Origin of the sequence: Shewanella sp. H8 (genome assembly GCF_040285065.1) — a bacterium.
Classification (GTDB): Bacteria; Pseudomonadota; Gammaproteobacteria; order Enterobacterales; family Shewanellaceae; genus Shewanella; species Shewanella polaris.
Genome location: NZ_CP157213.1, coordinates 3341682 through 3362427 on the forward strand (window position 1 = coordinate 3341682; position 20746 = coordinate 3362427).

23 protein-coding genes and 1 pseudogene are annotated in these 20746 nt (G+C 39.4%); 12 read left to right on the forward strand and 12 right to left on the reverse strand.

Features of this window, described 5'->3' with window-relative positions:
* Nucleotides 1–215: 215 nt before the first annotated feature.
* From ABIS04_RS14445 to ABIS04_RS14475, 7 genes are all read right to left on the reverse strand, one after another.
* Nucleotides 216–2291, reverse strand: coding sequence for a TonB-dependent receptor (locus tag ABIS04_RS14445; RefSeq protein WP_350431487.1), 2076 nt, complete (start codon nt 2289–2291; stop codon nt 216–218).
* Between the two features lie 198 nt (nt 2292–2489).
* Nucleotides 2490–2999 (reverse strand): S-ribosylhomocysteine lyase, encoded by a 510-nt coding sequence (gene luxS / locus ABIS04_RS14450; protein ID WP_137226182.1) that lies wholly within the window; start codon nt 2997–2999, stop codon nt 2490–2492.
* A 90-nt stretch (nt 3000–3089) separates the two neighbouring features.
* Complete coding sequence (locus ABIS04_RS14455) at nt 3090–4214, reverse strand: TRAP transporter substrate-binding protein DctP (RefSeq protein ID WP_350431488.1); 1125 nt, start codon at nt 4212–4214, stop codon at nt 3090–3092.
* Nucleotides 4215–4362: 148 nt separating this feature from the next.
* Nucleotides 4363–4662 carry a BolA family transcriptional regulator gene (locus ABIS04_RS14460; RefSeq protein WP_137226177.1) on the reverse strand — a complete coding sequence of 100 codons (300 nt, stop codon included), beginning with the start codon at nt 4660–4662 and terminating at the stop codon, nt 4363–4365.
* A 167-nt stretch (nt 4663–4829) separates the two neighbouring features.
* Nucleotides 4830–5507 (reverse strand): alpha-ketoglutarate-dependent dioxygenase AlkB, encoded by a 678-nt coding sequence (locus tag ABIS04_RS14465; RefSeq protein WP_350431489.1) that lies wholly within the window; start codon nt 5505–5507, stop codon nt 4830–4832.
* 172 nt (nt 5508–5679) lie between these two features.
* Entirely contained in the window at nt 5680–6648 is a 969-nt protein-coding gene (locus tag ABIS04_RS14470) for a magnesium transporter CorA family protein (RefSeq protein WP_137226175.1), read from the reverse strand.
* 42 nt (nt 6649–6690) lie between these two features.
* On the reverse strand, nt 6691–7017 hold the full coding sequence (locus tag ABIS04_RS14475; RefSeq protein WP_137227425.1) for a winged helix-turn-helix domain-containing protein: 327 nt from the start codon (nt 7015–7017) through the stop codon (nt 6691–6693).
* A 225-nt stretch (nt 7018–7242) separates the two neighbouring features.
* Here ABIS04_RS14475 and ABIS04_RS14480 point away from each other — a divergent pair, with 225 nt between their 5' ends.
* The 3 genes from ABIS04_RS14480 to ABIS04_RS14490 are packed head-to-tail and all read left to right on the forward strand — an operon-like array spanning nt 7243 to nt 10286.
* Nucleotides 7243–7971 (forward strand): PH domain-containing protein, encoded by a 729-nt coding sequence (locus ABIS04_RS14480; RefSeq protein WP_350431490.1) that lies wholly within the window; start codon nt 7243–7245, stop codon nt 7969–7971.
* Nucleotides 7964–9721 (forward strand): PH domain-containing protein, encoded by a 1758-nt coding sequence (locus ABIS04_RS14485; RefSeq protein WP_350431491.1) that lies wholly within the window; start codon nt 7964–7966, stop codon nt 9719–9721. Before ABIS04_RS14480 ends, ABIS04_RS14485 begins: the two co-directional genes overlap by 8 nt.
* 4 nt (nt 9722–9725) lie before the next feature.
* A complete protein-coding gene (locus ABIS04_RS14490) occupies nt 9726–10286 on the forward strand; it encodes a DUF924 family protein (RefSeq protein WP_350431492.1) in 561 nt (186 codons plus the stop codon).
* Between the two features lie 49 nt (nt 10287–10335).
* Here ABIS04_RS14490 and ABIS04_RS14495 read toward each other — a convergent pair whose 3' ends face one another.
* Nucleotides 10336–10767 carry a universal stress protein gene (locus ABIS04_RS14495; RefSeq protein ID WP_137226165.1) on the reverse strand — a complete coding sequence of 144 codons (432 nt, stop codon included), beginning with the start codon at nt 10765–10767 and terminating at the stop codon, nt 10336–10338.
* Nucleotides 10768–11011: 244 nt separating this feature from the next.
* Here ABIS04_RS14495 and ABIS04_RS14500 point away from each other — a divergent pair, with 244 nt between their 5' ends.
* Nucleotides 11012–12433 (forward strand): coniferyl aldehyde dehydrogenase, encoded by a 1422-nt coding sequence (locus tag ABIS04_RS14500; RefSeq protein ID WP_137226163.1) that lies wholly within the window; start codon nt 11012–11014, stop codon nt 12431–12433.
* 146 nt (nt 12434–12579) lie between these two features.
* The gene (locus ABIS04_RS14505) at nt 12580–13167 is read left to right on the forward strand and encodes a TetR/AcrR family transcriptional regulator (protein WP_350431493.1); all 588 of its coding nucleotides are present in this window, start codon (nt 12580–12582) and stop codon (nt 13165–13167) included.
* A 15-nt stretch (nt 13168–13182) separates the two neighbouring features.
* Here ABIS04_RS14505 and ABIS04_RS14510 read toward each other — a convergent pair whose 3' ends face one another.
* Complete coding sequence (locus ABIS04_RS14510) at nt 13183–13500, reverse strand: DUF1289 domain-containing protein (RefSeq protein ID WP_350433446.1); 318 nt, start codon at nt 13498–13500, stop codon at nt 13183–13185.
* Between the two features lie 187 nt (nt 13501–13687).
* On the opposite strand from ABIS04_RS14510, the gene ABIS04_RS14515 reads away from it, so the two are divergent.
* The 3 genes from ABIS04_RS14515 (at nt 13688) to ABIS04_RS14525 (ending at nt 15904) form a co-directional block, all read left to right on the forward strand.
* Complete coding sequence (locus ABIS04_RS14515) at nt 13688–14266, forward strand: DUF4136 domain-containing protein (protein ID WP_350431494.1); 579 nt, start codon at nt 13688–13690, stop codon at nt 14264–14266.
* A gap of 156 nt (nt 14267–14422) precedes the next feature.
* A complete protein-coding gene (locus tag ABIS04_RS14520; RefSeq protein ID WP_350431495.1) occupies nt 14423–15067 on the forward strand; it encodes a DUF2913 family protein in 645 nt (214 codons plus the stop codon).
* A 72-nt stretch (nt 15068–15139) separates the two neighbouring features.
* A complete protein-coding gene (locus ABIS04_RS14525) occupies nt 15140–15904 on the forward strand; it encodes a transporter substrate-binding domain-containing protein (RefSeq protein ID WP_350431496.1) in 765 nt (254 codons plus the stop codon).
* On the opposite strand, the gene ABIS04_RS14530 is transcribed toward ABIS04_RS14525, so the two are convergent.
* Entirely contained in the window at nt 15901–16473 is a 573-nt protein-coding gene (locus ABIS04_RS14530; protein WP_350431497.1) for a DsrE family protein, read from the reverse strand. The genes ABIS04_RS14525 and ABIS04_RS14530 overlap by 4 nt on opposite strands.
* 114 nt (nt 16474–16587) lie before the next feature.
* Here ABIS04_RS14530 and ABIS04_RS14535 point away from each other — a divergent pair, with 114 nt between their 5' ends.
* The 4 genes and pseudogenes from ABIS04_RS14535 to ABIS04_RS14550 all read left to right on the forward strand — a co-directional run bounded on the left by ABIS04_RS14535 (nt 16588) and on the right by ABIS04_RS14550 (nt 18236).
* Entirely contained in the window at nt 16588–17082 is a 495-nt protein-coding gene (locus ABIS04_RS14535; RefSeq protein ID WP_137226151.1) for a GNAT family N-acetyltransferase, read from the forward strand.
* 10 nt (nt 17083–17092) lie between these two features.
* Nucleotides 17093–17429, forward strand: a pseudogene (locus ABIS04_RS14540) (DMT family protein).
* Nucleotides 17430–17444: 15 nt separating this feature from the next.
* Nucleotides 17445–17699, forward strand: a complete 255-nt coding sequence (locus ABIS04_RS14545) for a DUF2960 domain-containing protein (protein ID WP_137226149.1) — start codon at nt 17445–17447, stop codon at nt 17697–17699.
* Nucleotides 17700–17726: 27 nt separating this feature from the next.
* The gene (locus ABIS04_RS14550; RefSeq protein WP_140234907.1) at nt 17727–18236 is read left to right on the forward strand and encodes an RDD family protein; all 510 of its coding nucleotides are present in this window, start codon (nt 17727–17729) and stop codon (nt 18234–18236) included.
* 136 nt (nt 18237–18372) lie between these two features.
* Here the strand turns inward: ABIS04_RS14550 and lptG are convergent, their stop codons facing one another.
* Nucleotides 18373–19431 (reverse strand): LPS export ABC transporter permease LptG, encoded by a 1059-nt coding sequence (gene lptG / locus ABIS04_RS14555; RefSeq protein ID WP_350431498.1) that lies wholly within the window; start codon nt 19429–19431, stop codon nt 18373–18375.
* The gene (gene lptF, locus ABIS04_RS14560) at nt 19428–20540 is read right to left on the reverse strand and encodes an LPS export ABC transporter permease LptF (protein WP_137226145.1); all 1113 of its coding nucleotides are present in this window, start codon (nt 20538–20540) and stop codon (nt 19428–19430) included. The genes lptG and lptF overlap by 4 nt, the downstream gene beginning before the upstream one ends.
* Nucleotides 20541–20746: the final 206 nt, after the last annotated feature.

The following is a 20746-nucleotide window of genomic DNA, read 5'->3' on the forward strand; positions in this document are numbered from 1 at the left end:
ACGGATCAGAACCTAAGAGCTTATATTGTCTGCTAGATTCTGATTTTAAAAACTAACGTATTAATTTTTAGAGTATTAATCTTAAATTCCCATCCTAAAGAGAACAGATACCACTGCAATATCACCCCAAAAATGAATATTCTTTTAAGTGTTAATAACATGTTGAATTATAAATACCATTAACAAAAATTGAATATTATTCTATCGATACCGATTTAAAAATGACCTTGATAACCAAAATAAGTGGTCATTTCAGACTGTCCTTGATAACCCATTATCGTACTATTCGCGACTAAGTCTTCATCTAATACATTTTCAACACGAACATACAATTCATGCTGTTCGGAAAAATGATAAGCCGCTGCTATATCCACCTTCCATTGACTATCAATAGCACGATCATTAGTGAATGCCCCTTGATAACCTAGTTCAGATTGATACAAAGCTTGCGCCATAATCGACACATCACCGTAAATAACACCAGAACTTAACGTCAATTGTTGTTCTGGCACCCATGGCAATTGACTATCAGCAGCAAAACAGCCCATTAAGTCATTGCAATCAGCGTTATCGGTTTCGGCTTGAGTAAATTGATATTTTGCTTTAAATGGAATAGAAAAGTGATCGAAGGTCAATCCATACGCTAGGCTAAAGTCCGCTCCCACAACAGAGACATCACTAATATTTTCTTGTAATGAGATCTGCTCGTAATCACATACCATGCCCTGTATACAGCTAAGATGTTGATTATCGTAATCATGCATATAACCGCTGATAGCAATCGAGAAGGCATCTTGCTGATAGCCTAACGCTAATTGATATTGGAGCGCCTTTTGCGCCGTTTGCTCAACGTTTCCAGCAGAAGCTGCAGTCCAAGCCTGCTTGGCTTGTAATGCTGCAGACCATGCTCCAGATTGATAAGCCACTTCTATGGAAGGTGACCATCCATCATCAGAAAAATCAACAGCATTAATGCTAGCATCTGCATCATCAAGCTCGCGGGATACGCTAACGTGCTCATAGCCTAAACCAAGATTAATAGACCATTGACCATAATTTAATTTAGTGTCGACTGCTGATGAATACACCGAAGCATCGTCAGTATAAGTAAGTGCATATTCATCATCGGTAGTTGGGGTTAATAATAAATCATTGCCCCACAACCATTCACGTTGACCTAATCGCATTTCAGCTTTATCAGTATGGTATCGCGCGGTATAAGTAACCTGGTGTTGACCATACATGCTGACGCCTTTTGTCTGTATACCAAAACCTGAAAAATCATTATTTTGGGTTAACGATCCCAAGTTCATCCCATCTGCTGTAGGGGCAACTTCAAACATGGCAATACCAGACAACAAGGCACCATCAATTTGAATACCGTCAACAAAACGCATGTCTTGAGATTGTTGTGAATAGCTTTGGTAGTAAAAATCGGTAGCCATTGTTGAAGTCGAAGACAAAATAACCTTATGGGCTAATACGTAACGTTGACGCTCATCTTCAATATTGTCAGTGCTGGCAGCTGAATATAGTTGAGCCGGATTTAATGCAAAATCAATACTTGTTAACCCCAATGAACCGCGATCAACATCTTGCGATGAATACTGATAACTAAATTCGGTGGTTTGTTGATTACGCGCACCCGGCAAACTCTCGGCAGCAATTTTGAACAGAATATCTTTCTGAGTCGAATCGGCATCTCTCGGAACGCGATAACCAACATCGTCAGATGCTGATTGATAATCAAGTGCCAATAACATGCCATTTTGTTTTGTGGTGCCGCTGACGATGACACCACCATTGATAGCACTATTGTCACTGCCTTCAAGATTAATGTCTGTAGCATATTTATTGGGACTAATTTGCACGGATTGATAATCAAGTTTACCAAAAGCGGCTTGCGAACTCTCAGTCACACTGGTCATGCCAGTAAACGATACTTTTTGTTGCTGCTTTAAATTGGGTTGTAATACTAATTGCGTTCCAGAATACGGTGCAGGAGAGAAGAAAACACCATCTTGTAAAATGGCAACACCGTCAGTGGCACTGGCATGAGTGATCGTCACATCCTGGTGTGGTGCTTGAGGCAATATTGTTGCGCCCGTCAACCCTAGCGCTATATCATTTTGACGATAATGAAATAGGCTTACCGATGATTGTTGTAAATCGAGTTGATTATTGATGTTATCAATAGATTCTGTCACTGTTTCTGCAACAGCATTGGTTGAATGGCAAACATAAAGCACTGCAGCCGCAATCACTGACAAGCTAAATGGGTGGTTAGACATATTAATCTCCGTATATCTGTCTGGTCACGCAAAAAAACCGCTTAAAATGAAAAATGTCGTACTAAAATTAGCACATTACAATAACGGTTTCAGTCATATAAAAATAGCGTAGTGATAACATTTACCCAGAATTGGGGTGTTTTATTCACAAAAAAAGCGGCTAAAGCCGCTTTCATCAATATCAGTGAATCTATTAGATTAAAGATTACCTAAAATTTCATCACTCAATTTTAAATCATCATTTTGATTAACGCTCACACCCGCAGCAATGATCATTCGGGCAATATCTTGTGCTTGTGTTAATGAATGCATCTCATAAGTACCACATTGATATTCATTTAATTCAGGAATATCTTTTTGATCAATCACATTCGTTACATCAACCATTGCCGCTAACCAAGCATCAGCTACCTGACCTTCGGTCGGTTGGCCAATTAAACTCATGTAAAAACCGGTACGACAACCCATTGGAGAAATATCGATAATCTCTACACCATCACCATTTAAATGCTCACGCATAAAGCCTGCAAATAAATGCTCAAGGGTATGAATACCACGCTCGCTAAGGATGTCTTTGTTTGGTGCACAAAAACGCAAATCAAATACCGTAATAGCATCACCGCTTGGGGTGCTCATGTGTTTGGCAACGCGAACTGCTGGAGCATTCATACGTGTATGATCTACGGTAAAACTGTCTAATAAAGGCATTGCTTACTCCCAAAATAAGTAAAATTATCCGACACGATATTATCTAATGTTGAGATAATATCACTATTCAAGCGTTGTCACAGCCAGAGTTTACTGCTGCTGTTGAGCTTCTAATTCAAATCGACTTAATGCATCTTCAGTGTAACTAAAATAGCGTTTAACCGACGTCTCGTTGGCCATGTATGACTCAAGGACTTTATTAAACAATGGATCTTTAGCCGCTTCATTATTAAGCACATCATCTCTTGCTTGTTTCAATGCGCGGAGCACACTTTGAGGAAAAGGTTTAACCTGCACGGCATGTTCGTTAAGCAATACGTCCATCGCCGTAATATGGCCTTGAGTATAGTCGTCTAACATATCTTGATTTATTGCTTTAGCAGCCACTTTAACAATTATTTTTAAGTCGTCGGACAAAGTAGAAAAAGCTTGTTTGTTAATTAAAAATTCCATTGTCGAACCAGGTTCATGCCAGCCGGGGTAGTAATAATATTTAGCTACTTGATACAAACCTAATGGTAAATCATTATAAGGTCCAACCCATTCTGCAGCGTCAATAGCACCCGTTTGTAAAGCGCTATATAATTCTCTGCCTGTTAGAGCATCTACAGGAATGCCGCCTAATTTTTTAAGAACTTCACCACCTAAGCCAGGTAAACGCATTTTGAGACCTTTAAAGTCTTCTGGTGCGGTAATCTCTTTATTAAACCAGCCCCCCATTTGCATACCAGTATTTCCCCCAGCTAATGGCAATATACCAAAGGGTTGATAGACTTCTTCCCACAATGCCATTCCACCACCATAATGAAGCCATGCATTCATCTGTTGCGCATTTAACCCAAAGGGAATTGATGAAAAAAATTGGACTGCGGGAGCTTTACCTTTCCAATAATATGAAGCGCTATGGGCCATTTCGATTGTGCCATTACTAACACCATCAAATACAGATAATGCTGGCATCAACTGTCCTGCACCATAAACGGTAATGATTAAACGTCCGTTAGACATGCGTTTGACTAATTGAGCGAACCTTTCAGGAGCCATACCTAAGCCAGGCAAATTTTTCGGCCACGAGGTAGCTAAACGCCACTCTATTGCTTGGTAAGGAACGGAAGATTTTTGAGAAAGAGAATTTGTTTGCAAAGGAGTATCGGGTTGACAGGCGAACAATAAGAGTAAACCTATTAAACAACAGGTTTTTATCACTTTTACCATGTAAATATCCTTATCGTTCTCACTCAGCTAGTCCATGACTGTAACATAATCATAACGAGTGACAAGCACCGCATCACTTCAACTGCCAATAAAAAACCTCACAGAGTTTGCGAGGTTTTTGTACAAATAGATCAATAAGTAATAAACATTAGCCTTTACAGTTAGGCGTTCTAGGCACGTCATCTAATGCTTGCCATTCTGGTTGGCTATAAGCGTTAATGGATAACGCATGTACGCCATTAGCTAGTTCATCTGCGAGTACTTGGTTAACGGCACGATGACGCGCTAATAACCTTTGTTCGCTAAAGAGTTCACTCACCATAACGACTTTAAAATGAGTCTCAGAATTTGGTGGCACATGATGACGATTACTTTCGTTAATCACCTCAAGGTGTAACGGCGAGAAAGCTTGATTCAATTTATCAGTAATGATTTGTTGAATAGACATAGTAATACTCTTGTTAATACATATCTCAGAAATCGCAGAGTACTGGTTTGCTGATTAAAGGTCAAACAAGCAAACCAAAAGTCGCCACTAGAGCACAGAACCGTTCAAGGATAAATGGGCCGTCGCAGAACTAACAAATTTGAATAGTAATCAGGATGATAATAAAGTTAGCGAGAGTAAAAACCAGCAACAATTTGCCTAAAAGTAAAATTAACTCTAGGCTCTGTCACTCTTAAACGTTTTGGCAATCCATGTTGCCAAACTTGCTGCATTCCAGCATGCATAATCAACAAGTCTCCACTGCCTAAAGCAAAATTCACTTTATTATGATTATGTTTATGACGCACAACAAAATCACGCTCTGCGCCTAAAGTGACTGAAGCGATAGCAGAACCACTGACAATTTCAGGTTCATCGTCACTGTGCCATCCCATGCTGTCATGTCCATTGGCATAATAATTAACGAGTACAGCATTACTGTCAAAGTGATGATCAACACGTAACTTATGCCGTAATCGACTCAATACAGCAGGCCATGGCAAAGGTGAAATCTGTAATTTAGAAAAGCGATAATCACAGCCGGGATCACCAAACCATGCTTGAGTACGAGGAATAAGATGTTTCTTGCCATAGACTTCAATTTCAACCCGCTCCAATGGGTAGCTTGCTACCTCTTTCATCAGTAGCTGCTGTTGCTTGGCAGATAAAAATTGTTCTATGTGGGTTACTGGCGGTTGCAATGAATCGACTTGGTAATCATCTGCAGTTTGGCTGTCTGTAGGAGAAGGTTTTTGGGACGTAATATCAATGTTGCCAAAATTAAACCCATGTTGAAATACCGCCAAAACCCCTCCTTTGATTACAAATATGGCACCAACTTACTGCAAGGTTTAACCAAGATGAAACTACTCATCATGGTAACTAAAATGAATAATAACTAACAACAATGAGTACGGAACAAATTTCACCTTAAACACGAATGATATGTAAAAAACATCTAATATCAATCTAAAATTATTAAAACCAATGCCTAATCTTAGCCATTAATAAACCCGATACCACAATAATGCCCATCAGCAGCAATACCGCAAAGTAACCAAATTGCCATTGCAGCTCAGGCATATTGTTAAAGTTCATTCCGTAAATACCAGCCACTAAGGTTAGTGGTAAAAAAATAGCAGTCACCAGGGTTAACGTCATCATCACGCGATTAGTTTTATGAGCACTCACCGAAATATAACCATTGATTAAACTGTCCACTAACCCTTGATAAAGGCTGGCACGACTCGATAAGCGCTCAAACTGATTATATAAATAGCTCAGTTGTTCATAGTCCATTTTAATATGTTGATGGCTATCATCACCAAGTAATTGTTGTAACACCTCTTCATGATAGCTAAACGAACGTTTAGCCTTTTGTAATTTACTGTTATAAGCAATCAACTCTGCCAGTAAATCATCCGTTGACACTTCAAATATTTCATCTTCAATTTCACTTAAACGCTCTTCTAACGCCAGCATCACAGCCAGATAATCAAAAACAATTTGGCGCAGCAATTCATAACACACTTTGCTCATATTATTGCTATCAAGGAAACCTTGTTCAATGATCCGTTGAGCCACTTTGCTAACACTCAGTGACGATTTGACATGCTGGGTCACTAAAAAGCGGTCACTGACGTGTAATAGCAACTGGCTACGTTCGAGCAGAAGATAATCTTCTCGGTCCATAAGTTCATGAGTTAATAAGTATGAATGCGTGTCATATTCTTCAAATTGGGGCGGATGACGTTCACGTTGCGCTTCTTCAAAATCGAGACTATTAATCCCAAATAAAGGATATTGCTGAAAAAAACCTTGGCTATTAGGCCCAGTAATATCAACCCATATCAAATGCTGTTGCGGATCATATTGGGCCATAAGCGTGTCATCGCCTTGAGATAACAATTGACCTTGTGGATTAAATAACAATATCTGAATAGTCATGAGTTATCCTTTCAACAATGAATACAATGATGCATAAACGATCTAATGGGCCATTTCAGGATCATCTATAATTTCTAGGTGCTGCTTGATCTGCTTAAAATGACTATTCACCCAAGCGCTGCTGATTGGGCCCCAAGTAGAAATACGATAATAGCCTTCATTATGACGTTGGCCTTGTTGGACAAAATCCACCTCAATACCAATATCAACAAATGCGGCAATCGCATCTTGCAAGGTTCTTCTTGGCATCTTGGTTAATTTTTGTAAGCTTAGTAAATTATGCTGTTCTTCATCGAGAAGATGCGCTAAATATAATTTTCGTAGAAATGCTTTTTGCGATTTATTGATCACGTAATTATTCGAAAACATCATCACACCCTATTATCTCTCATCACTGATTAGAAATTACTGTATCTGCAGTCAGTTACGCAAGCACTATTGCTAGTGTTAGCTAATCGCGGCTGAATTAATAGCGGTTTTTATGGCAATAGATTCATTTATTCATCACCCTATATGATTAACACTACCTAAGTAGAGACAATCTCGTTATAGTTTTTAACAATCGATATCATCAGATTTGGAAAGCGAACAGCCATGGATACTCCGCCGCAGTTAAAGAGTACATTAACGTCACAACAATCACATGCTCAGTCAACCTTAAGTGATGCTTCTGTGAAGAGATCAGCAGAAGAAACATTGCAGTCTGTTTATCACCACGGTCCGCGTTTGTCTCAAGGTGATTATATTCAACTTGCTGATTTATCATTGAGTAATATTGACCCTAATTACCCTAAGCTATTATTGATAATTAGCAGTGTAGTGGCGATGCTCATCATAACGGCATTAACTGCATTTCTATTACTGACAAAACCGTTCCCCTTAATGATAGCGACTAGCATCATAATACTGGCGATATTTTTAGCCGCCATAATCATTAAACTTATCCATCTTAAAGCCAATAAAATTGCGTATGGATTGTTTAAAAATGAAATAGTATTACGTGAAGGTTTATATTGGGTATCAACAACAGCACTCCCCTATACTCGGCTACAACATGTTAATTTGTCGCAAGGGCCAGCTGAACGAAAATTCAACTTAGTCACCCTAAAATGCTTTAGTGCTGGTAGTGGTTTAGCTGAAATTAATTTACCAGGTCTCAATGCAGACCTAGCAGAACATTTACGCCAACATTTATTAAACCAAGCGGCCACAAGTAAATTATTACCCACTCACGATTGCGATATTATTGATCCAGCAGCTTCAAACGTTGAAGTCGACAGCTTATCCATTCAACCTCCTCAGCAGGATAGCCACAATGGATAAGCCACCACTATCACAAGATAATGAACGACTTATTCAACGCACTGCTAGCGTTGCGAATAAGCCCGAAAATGCCAGTTCAACGGATACTCTAGAGGCGATTCACGAAACTTCGAGTGTGACGACCGATAGCGCAGATATGACGAACAATCACTCTGCTGTAACGAACGAGAGTGATACTCCAACAAGTGATTTACAACAATGGCAAGCGCTGTCGGCATGGTCTATCGTCAATAATATTTTTAGTACCTTGAAAAACATCTTTAGTAATGGCTTCGCTATTGTGCCGATTGTTTACACTGGATGGCAGCAAGGTTTTAATATGCAATGGGGAATATTAGCATCTAGTGCTTTATTAATATTGGTCACATTGGCTGCGATAATAGAATGGCATAAATTTCGCTTTCGCCTTAACAACCATCAACTTGAAGTAAAGCGCGGGTTATTTTTCACCAAAAAAGATGAAATCCCCCTAGGTCGAATTCAAAATATACGTTATCAACAACCATTTTATTTTAAGCCATTGTCGCTCGGTACTCTGATAATTGAAACCGCAGGTTCGAAAGATGACGAAGCCCATTTAGCGGCATTAGACACACAACAAGCGCAAACCTTAAAAAATTTATTACTTAATTTAACCCATTCGAATTTAAGCGACCCTGCTTTAAATCATTCTGATTTACCTCAATCAGACACCACGTTGTCAATAAACACTGATCCGCAGGCCGTCAACCAACAATGCACTGACAATATGCAGCCTATTGTACGAAAAAGTTTATCTGATTTAGTTTTATTTGGTTTTTATCAAAACAATTTTATTTGGTTTGCGGTCATAGCCGGCCCTATCGCAGGTCAGCTTGATTGGGATAAAGTATTCGACTCGCCTGTCGCACAACAGTTCTGGTATTGGGTTCAACAGCAAACAGATCAAAATATCGGCTTGCAAACTATCATGGTCATCGTGGGGTTATTTGCGATTTACAGCTTGTTTTCGTTAATTTCAATTGTGGCTGCCATTTTAAAATATCATCCATATCAGCTCGACAAACATAATGACACCATACAGCGAAGTGGCGGTGTTATTTCGCATCAGCAAGATGCATTGGCCATAAAGCGTATTCAATTAATTCATTTTCAACAACCCGTTATTGCGCGTTTATTTAACCGCTGGACCTTATACTTTAAACAAGTCAAAGGACATGAAGTTGAACACAAAACTAAACAACACATGTTAATCCCAAGCGTGAAGACCACTGAAATTAAATCCATCTTGGCTCAAATCCCACAGCTCAGTGGCGGCGCAGGCGCATTACCTAATCGTTATACAGCTATCCATATTAATTGGCTGACAAGACGAATCGTTCTGCCACTGTTGCTAGCAAGTGTGCTCACAATCATCGGTTATTTTGGCCAACATAGTCTTGGTTTTTTTCAGTTGATTTGGTTTACTGCTGTCATGGTGATATCTGCTATTTACATCCGTTATAAACAATGGGGCTATGTCGTAAAAGATCAGGTTATTTGGCAACATAATGGTTTCTTCGGCCAGCAATGGCAACGAGTCGCATTCGAAAAAATTCAGCATATTAAAATAACGCAAACCAAAGGACAGAGACAGGCTCAGTTAGCCTATGTTGAAGTTGGGTTGGCCAGTGGAAATGTGGTATTTCCGTACATTCCCATGTCGGTAGCACAATTAATTATCGCTCGATCACTCAATGCAATAAGCCACGATAATCGTAATTGGATTTAGCATAATGACATTAATAAAAACCACCAACATCATCGCCAAAGATGTTATTGATTTTTGGTTTACTCAAATATCTTCTAAACAATGGTGGATAAAAGATACCGATTTTGATTTACAGATTACACAGCTTTTTGGCACCACTTTAGATGCAGCCATAAAGGGAGAATTACAACACTGGCGGGAAAACACTCAAGGTCGATTAGCCGAAATTATTGTACTTGATCAATTTTCGCGAAACATTTATCGCGATACACCAGCGGCATTTTCCGCTGATAATCTCGCATTATCACTAGCACAAGAAGCGGTGGCAATGGGTTGTTTAGCAGTGTTACCGACGCAACAGGCTGCATTTTTAATTATGCCCTATATGCACAGTGAATCGATTGTCATTCATCAACAAGCGTTACCATTATTTGAACAATATGCACCGAACAATCTGCGTAGCCAACAGCATCACTACGCTATTATTGCTCAATTTCACCGTTTCCCACACCGAAATACGATCTTAGGTCGCGACTCAACAGCGGCCGAAGTCGCATTTTTAACCCAACCCGGTTCGAGCTTTTAAGCAAACAATAACATTGGTTAAGTCACTAGGGCTTTTACAACAGCCAAGATTACTTGACCACTAATACTGGGCATTTAGCTTTATTCGCAACAGCTTCTGCAACATTGGTATTCAAAAAATGTGAAAGTCCACTTCTGCCATGGCTGGCAATAACCACCATTCCAATATCACCACTATTAGCTTCTTCCAGAATTTCGTTAACCGCATCACCACGTCGAATAATCGTTTCAATTTTTAAATTGGTATTAAGTTGCCCCAATAATTTATGCATTTGGCTGGCGGCAGCATCTTCCATGGTTTTTGCCAACTCTTCTGGTGTAATCGTAAGCGCCATGAAATTTTCATCACCAATAGGCTGATCAACTACATTCATGATACGAATATCGACTTGATATAAATTCGCCATTTCAATCGCATATCGTAATGCATGCGATGCCGTATCAGAAAAATCGGTAGGCCATAAAATATTACCTTTTCGCATATTATCCTCCACAGAGATAAGTGTTCACGAGCTATGACATTCATGCCTCAATTAAAGGCACCTAATTCCATATCTTCGATTAAAGTATAGTCAGTAACAAAGACTTGCATAGTGATCAAAATCAAACCTAGTGCGAAAACTTGCCTTAGCTCACAAACTAACATAACATCAGACCGACTAATCAGTCGGTTTATTTGTATTAGAGACATCAAATCGACGATATTATTTTTACTGGAGATAGAAAATGAATATGGCCGTTGATAATATTGAAACACAATTACGACAATTACTGACCAATCAACGTACGCGCTTCCAATCTACCCCAGCACCAAATTACCAGTCACGGGTTGATAAATTAACCCAACTAAAACAAGCTTTACTCGATAATCAACAAGCTATTATTGACGCATTAATTAGCGACTATGGCCACCGTTCTGCAAATGACACCATCATTTCAGATATTATGCCTTGTGTTAATAATATCAATTACACCATCAAACACCTTAAATCATGGATGAAACCCAGCCGTCGTCATGCGGGTTTATTACTCTCCCCGTCCAAAGTGTCGGTGCAATATCAGCCCTTAGGCGTAATTGGTATTATTGTGCCATGGAACTTCCCTATCATGTTATCAATGGGGCCATTAGTCACTGCCATTGCAGCTGGCAATGGTGCCATGTTAAAAATGTCAGAGTTCACTCCGGCAACTAATGCGGTATTGCGCAAGATGTTAGCAACGATTTTTGACTCAAATGAAGTCGAATTAGTTGAAGGTGAAGCAGATGTCGCCGCAGCATTTTCAGCATTACCGTTTGACCATATTCTGTTTACCGGTTCAACTGTGGTTGGTCGTCATGTGATGCGTGCAGCGGCAAACAATCTGACACCAGTGACATTAGAGCTAGGTGGAAAATCGCCAGCGATTATTGCGCCAGATATGCCAATAGACACCGCCGTTGAACGGCTTATTTTTGGCAAATGCTTAAATGCTGGCCAAATCTGTGTCGCACCTGACTATGTGTTGTGCCCAGCCGACAAGGTCGAAGCATTTATTGGTGCTTATCAACGTCGATTTAATAAAATGTATCCTAATTTCGACACCAACCAAGATTATGGCAATATCATTAATGAGCGTCAGCACCAACGCCTACTCAAGGTGTTGGAAGATGCGAAGACTAAAGGAGCAACTGTCACTTCCGCAATTAATAGCCCAATATCAACAACTCAACGCAAAATAGCCACTCAGTTAGTCACACATACCACTGACGACATGCTCATTATGCAGGATGAAATATTTGGACCTTTATTACCAATTATTAGTTATCAATCGATTGATGAAGCGATAGGTTACATAAACCATCGAGATCGCCCTTTAGCCCTATATATCATGAGTTTTGATGATAAAACTCAGCAAGATATTTTACAGCAAACGCATTCGGGCGGAGTGTGTATTAATGACACTGTGTTTCATGTTGCTGCCGATGACGCACCGTTTGGTGGTATTGGTCCATCTGGCATGGGCCACTATCACGGCAAAGAAGGCTTTTTAACCTTTAGTCACGCTAAAACCATATTAAATAGTGGTAAAATTAATACTGGCGTGTTGGTCCATCCACCTTATGGCGGCTTGATCCAGCGACTACTAATGAAGTTTTTCCTGCGCTAACAACGCTAAATTGTCGCAACAGTAAGTATGACGTTAATTAGTGATACTTACTGAGCCGATTTCGAAATTAAACAGTCAGCATTCAAACGAATTTGATAAATAAACTGTAGATAAACCGTACCAACATACACAGGTATTTTGACTCAATGAGCAGTACACCCATTGTCAGAACAGACAAAAAACAAGCGATTTTAGATTCAGCATTACAGCTGTTTGTTAATAAAGGCTTTAACGCCACTTCAACCGCATCAATAGCCAAAGCGGCTGGCGTAGCTACAGGTACCTTGTTCCATCATTTCCCGACAAAAAAAGATATCATGAGTCAACTATTTTTATCCATTAAACAGGAGTTTGCCACCAACATGGTTAGTAATACTCAATTTAGTGGTGATATCGAACAAGATGCCAATACGTTATGGCAAAAAGCCATCGATTGGGCTATTGCACAACCATTAAAACAGTTATTTTTTCTCCAGTATTCGATGTCAGCGGACATTGATGCCGACGTAAGAAAACAAGCAATGAACAGCATTTTAGGATTTGTAGTCGAATTGATTAATCGAGGTAAACAGCAGGAAATTATTGCTGACTTCCCCAACGCATTATTGCTCGAAAACTGCCATGGTCAGTACTTAGCAGCCATTCGTTTTTTTACCGATAATCCACATTTAGGTGACGATGAGATACACAGAAGCGCTAGCTTTAAACTATTTTGGCAAGCGATGAAAGCCTAGTTTTATACTGATAAATTATTCATCCAAACTAAAATCCGTTAAATCAACATAGCTACTATCTGAAATTGGCTGCGCATCAAAATCTAATTGAGGCGTGTGCGATGTTTGCTGGGTTTGTTGTTCCTGTTGCTTGGCTTTATGGATAGCATATTGACGACGTCGTTTACGCTGTAAACACAAACGGATCACGTCCTGTTTTCGCAACTCGCTGTAACTCATCCAGTTAAAACGTTCATCACGGCTTCGAAGACAACCCACACAATAGCCGCGACTGTCAGACTGACAAACGCCGATGCATGGACTGGGCACCGCAAAAAAACTTAACTGTTCCATCATTAGAGTCTTTAACCTTAGTATTGAATTTAGTACTTACCATCTAAATATACTATATAGTCATTAATAGCTTGGATTGATAACTGCCATTCGCTTTATTAGCCAAAGTCACCACCAAACACCGTTAGGTTAAGGTTATACTAATTGAGTTAATTTTGTACATTATTGCGAGTTAATAGGAGGTTTCATGAGTACATTAAGACATTCGGGTCAGTCGTTTTCACGAACTATCGCGTGGTGCAAGCACATTTTTATACTCTTCGCCTTAGTGTTACTAACTTCTTGTGCTACAAAACCTAAACAAGATTATGATGTTAATTACGACTTCTCGGTACTGAAAACATTCAGTCAACTCAGCGTAGAACACACTGATGATCCTTTAACTGCTGACCGAATTAATGATGGCATTAAACAAGCCTTAGTGAATCAAGGTTATGTATTTAGAGCCGACAATGCTGACTTTTTTGTTAACTATGCTTTCGTGACAGAAAACAAAGAAAAAGATTCAGGATTATCCATTGGCTTAGGCTCCGGCACTTGGGGATCTAATGGTGGAATTAGCCTTGGCACAAGTATAGGTATCCCATTAGGCAGTGACACCGCAAAAACGCAAACTATTCAAATTGATATTATCGACCCAGCTGACAAACGCTTGATTTGGCGCGGTAATGGTCAGTATCACTTTGATCAAGGTGGTGAAGATAAAGCAAAAGATATTAACAAGACTGTTGCGACTATTTTGGCGCAATTCCCGCCAAAAAAGTAAGATAAAAATAGATAAAATGCAGTTTTATGGTTATAAAACTGCAATTATTTCAAACAGAGAATCCAACCTGATGAACTCACTAAACACAAATATCTGTTTAGCAATTAACGTCTACACGTTAAACTGCGCATCACATTACTTTATTGATCTGTTGAAATGACGACTGAAACTTACAACCAAGCTTTATTAACCCTTGCGCTGGCAGGAATAGAGGCAATAAACACCTCTGCATCGCAGCACAAAGCCGTCAGAACTGCTGCACAAGAAAGCCATTTTTTATGTAACTGGATGGTTGAGTCATTAAAAACAAAACGGTTTTCTAAACTCGTCGCTGACGACTTATCGGCTTGGATCCGTCAAGCGCGTAGTCAGGGAGCTGGGGCACAACTGACACGTTTATTAACCTGCATTGCCGATCAATATCAGCAAGCTAACAACAGTGTTATCGCTACAGGTACGGGACTAAAAAACCTATTGGCAGAGCTTTCCACGCAACAATGGCTGGTAATCACCGATACTGATCTTGATAGTAAACTTAAGCTCGAAAGCGATGGCCAATCGAGTTTAATTATCTCAGCAAAAGAGTTTAATCAGCATATTGTTGAAGATAATATTGTCAAAACAATTTCGATGTATATTCGTGGTGATGAAAAAATTGTGGCTAAGTTAGCTTTGCAACAAGGTCTATTATTAAGCCAAGGTAATAAGAAAACATCACTTATCAAACATCATAAAACTTACACTTTAACCCCAAAAAATAATCATCCAAGTTTGTGTTTATTATGTCTTGAACAATATTAAATCTAACGGACTTATTATTTGAATCTAAGTATTGATATAGCTTGATATTGACCATTTACAAGAAGGGATACTATGAGAAAATACTACAGAATATACCTCTTATATTGGTTGATAACGTGTTGCTTTACGGTAAACGCTCAAACCATTTTAAAATATAATGTTAACGCGTCAAATGGCTGGATACCTTATTTTATCTCTAACTCGCCGGATAATCCGGGTATTATTGGTGAGTTAGTTCCCTTGATATTATCCCAAGCAAATATCAGCATCGAAAACCATAACTTCCCCCCAAAAAGAACCAACTATGCTCTTGAAAATGGCTTACTGGACTTTGATATTGTCAGTCCTAGCTGGTTTGAAAATCAAGATCTGGGTGATGATTTTACGCAATCGATACCAATATTAACCATCCAAGAAAACATTATCACCTTGGATAAGAATGCTCATAAATGGCAAGATATTAACCAAATTAAAGATAAAAGGATTGGTACCATTCGGGGTTATCTTTACCATAATGATACTAACTTTATACGAGTGGATTTTGCATCTGAACGAGAGTTAATAAAAGCATTACATAGAGAGCGAGTTGGTGCTGCTATTTCAGGTGACTTACCTGCATTATATTGGGCCAAACAATTAAATATCCCCATCACACTGGCTGCCATTCATTCAAAGGGCGAATTAGTACTACGCCTTCGCAAACAACATGCCATATTATTACCGCAAATCAATGCGGCAATAATACAACTGCAACAAAATGGCACCGTCAACAAAATGATTAATAAATACACAAAAAAGAAGTATTTAATCAACTATAACGAATTAACTAGAGTTTAAAACGGATTAACACTGTAACCTTCATTCGCCAATATTGCATGTGCTGTTAATGCCGATAATGCCATGTCTACGCCAGGCAGTAAATCGTCTGGTGTAATGCCATAATATGCAGCGGTCTGGCCACACACATAAAACTTAACGCCTTGTTTAACCAATTGTGCTATTAAGTCAGTATTTACATTTTTTTGCCCTGCATTAAGCGGCTGATAAAAGCTATCCTTAGTCATATCATTAGCGGCTTTACCATGCACAACCATGGCGAGTGAAATGTCTTCAAGCTTAACCCCTGCGGCCACATGCATATTAATAAAGCGCGCTAACGTATTAATACTTCGGTTTAATTCTGCTGGTTTGGATGCGTTACTTAAATCAAAAGCGACTTTAAACTTCATATCTGCTGGTATGACTAAACTGCTATTTACTTCAGCCACTTTGCCATAATCTTTAATTACAGGGCCTGATTTAAATGCTTCGACACCAGCCATTGCCATAAATGATGAACACGTAATTAACGTAACCAGTGTTGATGTAACAACACCTTTACTCATTGAATGTAAACTGACTTTCATTATGTTGATCTTCCTAATCTCTATTTTTACAACTACTCTAGCATAGATTAACGCTTAGGTTTTAGGCTGTTTCTGAGTATAATTGCGACTTCAATTATGTGAAGACTGAATGATATGCCAATCCGCCTAATTACCACTACAGACTGGCCCGCTATTATGGCGATCCAAGCGCAATGTTATGTCGAACTCACGCCGGAATCGCTAAGTGTCATGCAAAGTAAATGGCAAACTTCACCCTCAAGTTGCTGGGTATTTGAGCATAACAATCAAATGTTAGCCTACGCGCTTGTTCACCCTTGGCGGCAAGGTGATGCCCCGTCATTGGATACCGAAATCAATGGACAGATTAATGCTGATAGCTGGTATTTACACGACATGGCCATCTCACCCAGCGCTCAAGGCATGGGCATTGGTAAAAAGCTGTTTAATTATATCGTTAAACAGGCAAAAACATTGGCCGTTAATGGTATTGGATTAGTCGCAGTGCAAGGTGCACATACTTACTGGCAGAAACAAGGATTCAAACCAGACAGCACTTCAGTAAAACTGACTAAGTCACTAGACAGTTATCCCGCTGGTGCATGTTACCTGTATTTATCTTTATCATAAGGTCTATCTAATGCGCCCATCAGTCATCACCATCGGTTTGTTGTGTATTAGACTTTTGCTTGGTATGGCCATTTAAAGACCTTAAACGGTAAGTCATGGATTATCGATGCTTTAGTGAGCTGGGGGATTGCCTTATTCGAATATTTATTGCAAGTTCCTGCAAATCGTCTTGGTTATACCGCGATGAACGTGGGACAATTAAAGATTCTGTAAGAGGTCATCAGCTTATGTGTATTTGTCCCTTTTGCCGTTTGGTATCTCAAAGAGCCCTTAAAGCCTGACTATTTATGGGCAGGGTTATGCCTTTAGATGCCGTATTCTTTATATTTAAAAGTGAATTACATTAATTTCAGGAGTTATCCATGGCACGCCAAGTGATTTATACCTTTAAAGGCCAAAGCAAAACTATCGCCTTTAGCTATGACATACATCGTGATCTTTATGAAGCAGCAGCTGAAGCTGAAGGTATTGATTTAAAAAACTTTTTGGCCATGGAACAACAAGTTGCCTTAACCTCAAAAAAAGGTGCCAAAGCTGAAAAAGAATTTCGTAAAACCGAGTTCGCACGTTTTGGTTTTACGAGTATCAAATTTGTTCGTGAAGATGACGAAGTTTAGCCATTTGGCTTATTGTAAGGATCCGCTATGTTTAATTCAGACCATGCTAATTTCCCTCGGGCGAGCTTCTTTCGCCGTTTAGGTGCAATGATGTACGACTCAGTACTTGCTGTTGCGGTTTTCATGTTTGCCGGTGCGTTAGGTTTTGGTATTTTTTTCGGGCTGCACAGTAGCGGACTTATCGCAATGAATGGCCATGAAGATGTATCAGACTTACTTAATAACACACCGATTTACCATGGCCTTTATCAACTCTGGATAGCCATTTGTGTCGGCGGGTTTTATGCTCTGTTTTGGAGTAAAGGCGGGCAAACATTAGGCATGCGGGCTTGGCGACTCAAAGTTCAACACCCTAATGGCCAAAATCTAAGTTTTATTACCGCATGTGCTCGGGTAGTTTGGTCTTTATTAGGTATTGGCAATCTGTGGATTCTCATCAATGATGACAAATTAGCATTACAAGACATGATGACTCGTTCTGAAGTTGTGGTGTTGTCAGTAGAAGCTAACCAAATGCGTAACTGGCATGGTGCATAGCTAACCTAATACAGCACTTAGTTCAGTATTAAGTAACAAAAATGGCAACCAACAGGTTGCCATTTTTTTATTCAGTTTCACACAATCTATTTATACCTAAAATATTGATACATAGACTGATCATAGAAAATTTTGATTATTTACGAATATAATACAAAGCTAACCCCGTAAACAATATGCTCGGCGCTATAGCCCCTACTGCGGCGGGTAATTCATACACTATGCTCATAGGACCAAATATCTGGTTACTGATATAAAAGCTAAATCCAGCCACTACACCCAGCAACACACGAGCCCCCATAGTAACAGTTCGTAATGGGCCAAATACAAATGACAATGCCACTAACATCATTACAGCCACGGTCACTGGTTGCATAATTTTGCGCCATAACGCTAACTCATAACGACTTGGGTCTTGTTGATTAACTTCTAAATAATCCAAATAATCAATGAGTCCACTAATGGAGAGCGCCTCAGGCTTTACCGACACTACACTCAACTTATCAGGTGTTAATGAGGACTGCCATACATCAGTATCAAGGTGCTCGCGAATAACACGATCACCTTTAACAGTAGTATTTTCAACAGCAGTTAATTGCCAAGCATTATCAGTGAATGCCGCTGTTTTAGCATGTGTCACTCTGGTTAGTTCTTGCTGATCACTAAACTCATACAAGCTAATATTATTCAAAGTGTTAATATCTAATACTTCACCAATATTAACAAATAAGTCACCATCTTTAGCCCAAATACCACGATGAGACTTTATTAAACTGCCACCCGATATTTTAGTTGCCTGCAGTTCTTTAGCACTTTTTTCAGCAATAGGTGCGCCCCACTCACCCAGCGCCATCACTAAAATCATCAAAGGTATTGCCGTTTTCATCGCAGATTGAGTTATTTGTAAGCGTGACATACCAGAGGCTTGCATCACGACTAATTCTGAATTTGATGCCAACATGCCCATACCAATTAATGCTCCAAGCAATACCGCCATTGGGAAAAACATTTCAATATCTCGAGGCACTAAAAACAGAACATAAATCGCCGCATCCATCATGGTATAAGCACCACGACCAACAACGCGTAATTGGTCTACCCACTTAATAATCCCAGATAATCCTGTCAAAATAAGTAAACATAAACTTGATGTGCCGATAATCATGCGGGCGATATAAAGATCTAATATTCTCATGCAGTCACCTGCTTGCGTTTAAATAAATTTAGGAATTTCATCCCTGTAGGGCGTTCTTTAATTAATAACAACAGCCCTAACATCAACGCAAACCCGTGGATCCACCACATGCCTAAAAACTGTGGTATCACCTCATCTTGCAACGCTTTTTTACCTGCAACCATTAATCCGAAATACCCTAAGTACAGCAAAATTGCTGGAAACATCTTAGCAAACTTACCCTGACGTACATTCACTCGCGCTAATGGCACAGCAATCAAAGTGAGCAATGGAATTGAAATAGGAATGGCCAGTCTCCATTGAAATTCTGCTGCTGCTTCTGGGCCTGGAGTATCTAACAACTCATCAAAGGGTAATGCCGATAATTTACGTCGACGCTCATCCACTTCCTGTTCTTTGATTTCCATTTTATAGCCACCAAACGCTATCACCTGCAACTCAAGTGACCTAGGGCTACCTTGATAACGGAAGCCATTTTCAAGTTGTAACTGTTGGCTACCAATATTATCTTCAATCACTCGACCTTTATTGGCGACAACAATATTTGTTAGACCATTTTCGTCTTCTGGATCGGGAAGCTGTGCAACAAAAACCTTATCTAATGTATTGTCTTTATTTATTTTTTCGACAAATAATACCGCTCGACCATTAGGGCTTTCTTGAAAACGCCCCTGAGTTAATGCCGCTAGACCAGCTTCTGATTGCGCTTTTTCTAAGACTTGATTTTGGCGTTCTTCAGCCCAAGGTCCTACATAAATCGATAAATATGCGGTAAACAACAAATTAGCAAAAGCCACCAATAAGGTGACTCGGGTGACATACCATTCACTCACGCCTACACTGTGTAATACCACCATTTCATTTTCGGCATACATTCGACCGTGAGCAAGCAATATCCCTAAAAAGAAACTTAACGGTAATACTAATACGGTTAATTGAGGTAAATTTAACCCTAATAATGTCATCACTAATGAAGCGGGAAATTCACCGTCCGATGCGTCAGCTAACACTCGCACAAATTGTTGGCTGATAAAAATAGTTAACAACACTAAAAGTACCGCGAATTGTGCTTTTAAAACTTCACGAATAAGATATCTAAATACAATCACAAGTAGGATCCGGTGGCTAAACTTATCTTTTTACTGGTATCAGAGCAACTTTCATGTAAACTGTCTACTTTCAACAGTTTTGCTAGTTTTCTGACCAGCGCGGAAGGTGCTTTGGGGTCATGGTTAACATCTATTTTGGCTGTCAATTTACGCCTCTTTTTCGTTAATATCCCCAAATACTGAACACCTTTTCGTTGATTATATGC